6 protein-coding genes are annotated in these 6705 nt (G+C 45.1%); 1 reads left to right on the forward strand and 5 read right to left on the reverse strand.

Features of this window, described 5'->3' with window-relative positions; all coding sequences use genetic code 11:
• Positions 1-218 precede the first annotated feature (218 nt).
• The 5 genes from lpxM to ACTHY5_RS09360 form a co-directional block, all read right to left on the reverse strand.
• Complete coding sequence (gene lpxM / locus ACTHY5_RS09340; RefSeq protein ID WP_441878991.1) at positions 219-1190, reverse strand: lauroyl-Kdo(2)-lipid IV(A) myristoyltransferase; 972 nt, start codon at positions 1188-1190, stop codon at positions 219-221.
• Between the two features lie 70 nt (positions 1191-1260).
• On the reverse strand, positions 1261-2028 hold the full coding sequence (locus tag ACTHY5_RS09345) for a DUF3025 domain-containing protein (protein ID WP_441878993.1): 768 nt from the start codon (positions 2026-2028) through the stop codon (positions 1261-1263).
• Positions 2029-2169: 141 nt separating this feature from the next.
• Positions 2170-2274, reverse strand: a complete 105-nt coding sequence (locus ACTHY5_RS09350; protein ID WP_441878994.1) for a MetS family NSS transporter small subunit — start codon at positions 2272-2274, stop codon at positions 2170-2172.
• Complete coding sequence (locus ACTHY5_RS09355) at positions 2271-3749, reverse strand: sodium-dependent transporter (protein ID WP_441878996.1); 1479 nt, start codon at positions 3747-3749, stop codon at positions 2271-2273. Before ACTHY5_RS09355 ends, ACTHY5_RS09350 begins: the two co-directional genes overlap by 4 nt.
• A 522-nt stretch (positions 3750-4271) precedes the next feature.
• Positions 4272-5639 carry an SLC13 family permease gene (locus ACTHY5_RS09360; RefSeq protein ID WP_441878998.1) on the reverse strand — a complete coding sequence of 456 codons (1368 nt, stop codon included), beginning with the start codon at positions 5637-5639 and terminating at the stop codon, positions 4272-4274.
• A gap of 69 nt (positions 5640-5708) precedes the next feature.
• Between ACTHY5_RS09360 and ACTHY5_RS09365 the strand changes: the two genes are divergently transcribed.
• Positions 5709-6705: histidine kinase dimerization/phospho-acceptor domain-containing protein (locus ACTHY5_RS09365; RefSeq protein ID WP_441879000.1), on the forward strand; the 997-nt coding region annotated here is incomplete at its 3' end.

Consider the following 6705-nt stretch of genomic DNA (forward strand, 5'->3'; position numbering starts at 1 on the left):
CTGACAGCGGTACGTTATCCGCCATACGCTGTACGTAAAACCAAACCGATGTTTTTATTTATCGTAAAGCGTACAGCGTGAGACGTACCGCTCCTCGCAGGGGTAAAGACCGCGGTACGTTCTCCGCCGTACGCTGTACGTAAAACCAAACCGATGTTTTCTTTAACGTATGGCGTACAGCGTGAGACGTACAGCTCCCCGCAGGGGGTTAGCTTTCATTATTTCTGCTTTCTTATTTTACGAATGCCGGCTTCGTAGCGGCCTTTGTCACTGTCGACTTGGGTTTGAAAATACTTTAAAAACCACATGTATTGCTCTGGCCACTCGGCCAATAAGGCTTCAATTTCTGCGTTCATTGCACGGGTGTCGGCCATGAGGTCGGTGCTTGGGTAGGGGGCCATTACCGGGCGTAATATGAGCTCGTAACGATGCTGTTCAATATTATACACGCTGAGTACGGGTATCACCTTGGCACCGGTGAGTTTCACCAGCTTAGGCAAAGCCGGCAATGTGGCTTTTAATTCGCCAAAAAAAGGCACAAATAAACTGGCTTCACGGCCATGGTCTTGATCGGGCAAATAAAAGAAATGTTTACCGCTTCTAATGGTTTTAATCACGGCTTTAATGCCGGCATCTCGCTCATACACAATGCCATTAAAACGGGCGCGCTGGCGATTGATAAACCAGTCAAACACGTCATTTTTTGCGCTGTGCATCATGGTACACATGGGTAACCCTAGTGAGGTGAGATACAAGCCCCCTGCATCAATTGCCCAAGTGTGGGGGATCATAAAAATAATTTTCTCATCATTGGCTAAACAGGCATCAATATGCTCTTGGCCATGCACCACAAAGCGATTTTGTAAAAACTCAGCACTGCGTGCCGTCCACTCGCCATAACCCATAAAGGTCATTAATCCGGCACGTATTGACTTTGCCAGCATGGTGTTAACCTCAGCAGGCGATAGCTTAGGAAAGCACAGCTCAATATTAGTACGGGCGATATAACACGGCTTTTTAGCAAAACGCATTAATACAGGAGTAAAGGCGCCAGCAAAAGTGTCGCGCACTCGCACCGGCAGCCAAGCTAGCAACCAAAGAGCGGCAATGGCGAGCCAAGTGGGCCAATATTTAGGGTGCAGATAATGACGCTTAAAGCTCAAGTCATAAACGGGGTCGGCCACAGACACAAGAAGATCCTTTTTATAAATAGACGGCAAGTGTAAGAAAAAAAACGTAAAAAATCATTACAGAATAAAACTACCGACGCCGAGGGCGAAAATATTGGGTGTTTTGGTAAAACGCTAAGTCTTCATTATCTGGCCACCAGCCAGGGATCCCTAGCATGGGCAAAGGGCGTAATGGCCGAGCATTATCAAAAAGGGCACTTTGCTCCAGTTCAGTTGCTAAGGCGGCATCAAGCAAGGGGTAGCGATCACTTAATGGACGTGCAAAAAAATCGCTGGGCATTTCAATCACTACACACTTTGCCGTCATCCCCACAAAGGGGGTAAGCGCTTGTTCATATAAGGCATGACCAAAAATAAACGGTTGCCAATCGTGCCCCCAGCGCTGGCGCTCGTCAATAAAGAGCTGATGCCAATTATGTTCAACTAGCAGTTGGCTAATATGGGCTTTATTACTGACGGCCAATACCATGCCACATTCGTCAAAATGTGTAATGCGATCGCGCCTTGGCGTGCGACTAAGCCCTTGAGTATTAATATCGGCCATATGTAAGCGATTTAGTAAAGCCTTGGTCTGTGGAAATAGCGCCCAAATAGTGGCACCAAAAAAGTCATGCCAACTGGCCGCCCGGGTCGGTACCCAGCCTTGCTCTACCGCCTGCTCGTAATAGCAGTTGAGGGCGCTAAAGTCACTATCATCAATAAAGCGAACCGGCAGTTTAGCACCCAGTGTTTGGTTTAGCTCTGTTACGGTGGGCCAGTGTTCCCAGTTGGTGTGTATTAGCCCCGTTAGTTGCCCTAACACGGCATTACGCTGAGTCACCTCTGCATCCCAATCCATCTTTAATATCCGTTTTCATCAAGCTTATAAAGCGGGTAAGCATAGCGCACCAAAGGAGGAAGCTAAAGGGTACAAAAAAAGCCAACCCAGCATGGCTTGGGTTGGCTTATTATTTGTGCTAAATATTACCGTATTAAGGTGTTATTCGTTGTTACTGGTCTTCATGGCTAAGCGAATGCAAAAAACGGCACCGCCCCAGGTTAACCCTAAGCCAACAAATAGCATGATAATGGCGCCTAAGCTCATATTTTACTCTCCTGCTTGCTGCCTATGTTAACAATAATGGCCACTACTAGCATTAGGGTGATCATGCCCCAGCCAATATAGGTCACTTCGGCACTGGCATAGCCACCGTAGCCTTCTAAAAATGCGGTTTTAATGTTGTTAAATAAAATAATAACCAACATCGCAATCGACACAAACTTAATGCAGATTGTCCACCAGTTACCTACGGTAAATTCAGACATTTTATTGGCATAAGTACGGAAATCTTGTACTCGGCATAACCAGCCCACCAATAACAGCTCTAATAAGCAAGAACCCAATAGCGCGATGTTATTAATAAAGTAGTCAACCAAGTCAAGCAGTAATAAGCCGCCTTGGGTAATAAAGAGCAAGCTCACTACAAAACCGACTGAGCAAAACACAGTGGCGGTTTTGGGACGACTCCAACCTAGCTTGTCCATAAGACCTGTGGTAACGGCTTCGGCAATAGAAATGTGCGAGCTAATACCGGCAAACATTAAGGCTAAAAAGAACAAAGGCCCCATCACACCGGGTGCGGGTAGCAAATTAATAGCGGTAGGCAAGGTGACAAAGGCCAAGCCGACACCAGAGCTCACCACGTCTGTTAATGCTTTATCTTGCACGTTGGCCATGTAACCTAAGGCACCAAAAATCATAATGCCGGCTAAAATAGAGAAGCCACAGTTCATTAATACCGTCATAAAGGCGTTGTTATTAATGTCTGATTTTTTAGGTAAGTAGCTGGCATAAGACAGCATAATGGCAAAACCAACACTTAAGGTGAAAAAGATCTGACCATAGGCTGCAGACCAGACTTTAAGATCCCAAATTTTGCTAAAGTCCGGCTTCAGTAACCAGTCAATACCTTCTAGGGCACCGGGTAAAAATACAATGCGGCCAATCAGCAGTAATACCATGGCGAACAGCAAAGGCATCAGTACTTTGTTGACCTTTTCGATACCGCCTTTAACACCGCGGAAGGTGGCAAAGTAGGTCGCCGCCCACGCCAAGCACAATGGCAGTAGTAAATTCCACTGCAAGCTGCCTAAGTTAGAGGGCGCGCTGTCGTCGCCTAAGTTCAAAAACTCACCAAAGAAAAAGGCGTTAGTGTCTTCGCCCCAAGATTGATTAAAGGCAAAGTAAACAAACGAAATGGCCCAGGCAATCACCACCACATAATAAAAGGCGATAATGGCCGAGATCATCACTTGAAACCATCCCAGCCATTCAAATTTGCTATTCAGTGCGCGTAACGTTTTAGGGGCGCCGGCACGAAATTTATGACCCAGCGTAAACTCTAAAATCATAAAGGGAATGCCAGCGGTAAGCATGGCAAACAGATAAGGAATGAAAAAAGCACCACCGCCGTTTTCATACGCCATATAAGGGAAGCGCCAGATATTACCTAAGCCAACGGCCGAACCCACCGCCGCCAAGATAAACCCAGTGCGAGAACCCCATTGTTCTCGTTTCATAATTAGTCCTTTAGTTAACATCATACATCTTAGAAGATAAGAGTTGCTGAGAGTGACGTTAGTCACCGTCGCTGCAGAGCAGAATAGGTAGCAAAGGCTGCTAAATCAATGTGGGTACTGGTCTAATAAGTAGTGTTTGCGCTTAAATTCACGGGTTACCAAGGATGTTGGCAGTGAATATGATTGGCTGGGGTTGTAATGATGGTGTTATTAACTGCTTGGGTTTTGTTTTGTGGTGTATCTGTGTTTTTTGCATTTTGAGCATAATCGTCGATTAAGGCTATTTTTAGTAGTGAACACTGCTGTGACTTGCTTTATGGGTAATTATTCAAAAATAGTCATAAAAACACCTAAGCAACCGAGTGGTATGCGTAAATGTTTGGTTTAACTGCTTGATTATGTGGTTTGTTGCTCAGCTGGTTGTTGGTGGTGGATTGCTTTCTACCGTAAACATTCAGTGGCTAATGGTAACTGACGGCAACCTTAGTCCGCCGTCAGTTACAGATTAAGCTGCTAGAGTTATTAGCCGAACAGGTAGAAGTAACCTGCTAGTAAACCAATGCAGGCGATATTTAATACCAAACCAGCTCGCATCATGTCTTTTTGCTGAATAAAACCAGAACCAAACACAATCGCATTAGGCGGGGTAGCAACCGGCAACATAAAGGCACAAGAGGCCGAAACGGCAATCACAGAGGCCACCATAACTGGCGGTAAGCCCAAGCCTTCAGAGACAGCCACAAACACGGGGATCAGTAATGCGGCACTAGCAGTGTTAGAGGCAAGCTCGGTTAAAAACACCACAAAGGCGGTAATGGCCAATAAAATAATGAACGGATTAGCGCTACCGATAAGCTCAGCTAAGTGGTGGGCTAAAAACAGGCTAGTGCCAGTTTCTTTTAATACATGGCTTAAGGTTAACCCCCCACCAAACAGCAATAACACCCCCCAGTCGGTGTGCTTTTCAATGTTTTTCCACTCAGCCACCTTGGTAATGCCAATTAAAGCAATGGCCAATAACGCCACAATAGTGTCAAAAGAGGCAAGCCCCCCCAATGCCTTAGACACCGGGCCTGAAAATATCCATAAACACACAGTAATGGCAAAAATACCTAAGGTGGTTTTACGCTTGCCTGTCCACACTACGCGCTCTGCATTTACTTCAATGCGCTCATTCAAGTTAGGGCGAAAAAGCACATATAAAATCACTATAGTGACGGGCAGCAGCATTAACGTAACCGGTAAGCCTAGCGCCATCCATTCACTAAAACTTAAGCCCACTTCGGCAGCTGCAATCGCATTAGGAGGGCTGCCCACCAAAGTCGCAATACCACCAATACTGGCGCTGTATGCCACCCCTAATAACACAAAAATATAGGTGCGGTTATGCCCCTTTGCGTCTAGGCAGCTTAACAAGCCCAGCGCCAAAGGCAGCATCATGGCGGTGGTCGCAGTGTTACTGATCCACATCGACAAAAATGCTGCAGTCGCAAACAATAACACTACTGCGATGTTTAACCGGCCCTTAGCCAGTTGTAAAATGCGGCTAGCAATCAACTTATCAAGTTGCTGACTGTGCATGGCGGCGGCCAAGGCAAAACCACCCAAAAATAGAAAAATAATGGAGTTAGAAAAGTTACTTAACGCCGAGCTGGTGCTTAAAATACCCAATAACGCAGCTAATAGAGGTACCAGTAGAGCAGTAATGGTAATATGTATCGCTTCGGTTAACCAAAGTACGGCAATAAATACCAATAAACTCAACCCTTTGGTAACACCTGGATCTAGGGGCAGGGTATTAAGCATCACCAAAAATACGATGAGGTTAATGCTTAAAATTCCCCATTTTGGCCGAGTGCTTACATCTTGTTGTGGAATATCATTAGACATGTATCGTTCTCGTTATTGTCTCGTTGTGCTAAAAGCGGCGAGTATATCACTGGTAGGTAAGGGTAAAAGATGACGGCGGTTGCAAAACAACAAAATACTTTTACGCCTTCATGGGCGGTATGGCTGTATACAGGCATTTTGCTTGTGTTGTTGATTTATGCAGGTAGTCAGTATCGTCACTACCGCTATTACTTAGAGTTAGAGCAGCAGATTAGCCCCGTTGTAAATGGGCTCCATCAGCTACAGCATAAAATGCTTGTTACCAGCGAAAATGATCAACAATTAAAGCAGCAGATGGTGTCGTTATCGCTAGCCAGCTCCCATTTTTTGCTGTTTATTAACCAGTCTTCTCGAGCCAGCAATAACCTTAGTACACTCAGTGAACTGCTTGAAGGCTATCAAAAGCGCTTATACACCTTACAAGACGCCGAAATGCGTAGCCGATATGCCCTAGAAGCCTTTGCTGACCAAGTTAAGGCTATTAATGAGACCCAAGATAATGCCACCTTATACCAAACACTATTGCAGTTGAGCCAAGTGTACCTTAAGTCTAATAATCCCTATTTTATGTATATATTAGATGAAAATGCTGACCGTTTATTAAGTCGCTTAACAGATGAACAACAAGGCACACTGTATTTTTATCATATTTATCGAAAAAGCCTCAAGTTACTGGTGCAGCAACGCTACGCGCTTACGATTGATGACGGATCTGAGCTAGTTTCACACCAAGAGCAGTGGCGCCAACAAAGTACACACAGCTTACAGCATTTTATATTGGCGCTATTTTTAGCATTAATGTTGTGTTTTAGCTTAGTGGTAGTACTGCTTGTGGTGCGCAATCGTGAGTTACATAAAACCAGCCAAGCCGCCTTAACATTAGCCCGTACTAAAACCGATTTTTTGGCCAACATGAGCCATGAAATTCGTACCCCCATGAATGCCATTATTGGCTTTGCTTCGTTAATGCAGCAAACGCCGCTCACTTCAACTCAGCAGCAACACCTAAAAAAAATTGGTGGTGTTCTAAAAAGTATGCTGGCATCAGACGTAGCCATAATTGATG

Origin of the sequence: Oceanisphaera sp. (genome assembly GCF_052084945.1) — a bacterium.
Classification (GTDB): Bacteria; Pseudomonadota; Gammaproteobacteria; order Enterobacterales; family Aeromonadaceae; genus Oceanimonas.

Coding starts and splice junctions, on each gene's coding strand:
- ACTHY5_RS09345 (WP_441878993.1), bottom strand. CDS start 2,028: ATGGATTGGGATGCAGAGGTGACTCAGCGTAATGCCGTGTTAGGGCAA.
- ACTHY5_RS09350 (WP_441878994.1), bottom strand. CDS start 2,274: ATGAGCTTAGGCGCCATTATCATGCTATTTGTTGGCTTAGGGTTAACC.
- ACTHY5_RS09355 (WP_441878996.1), bottom strand. CDS start 3,749: ATGAAACGAGAACAATGGGGTTCTCGCACTGGGTTTATCTTGGCGGCG.
- ACTHY5_RS09360 (WP_441878998.1), bottom strand. CDS start 5,639: ATGTCTAATGATATTCCACAACAAGATGTAAGCACTCGGCCAAAATGG.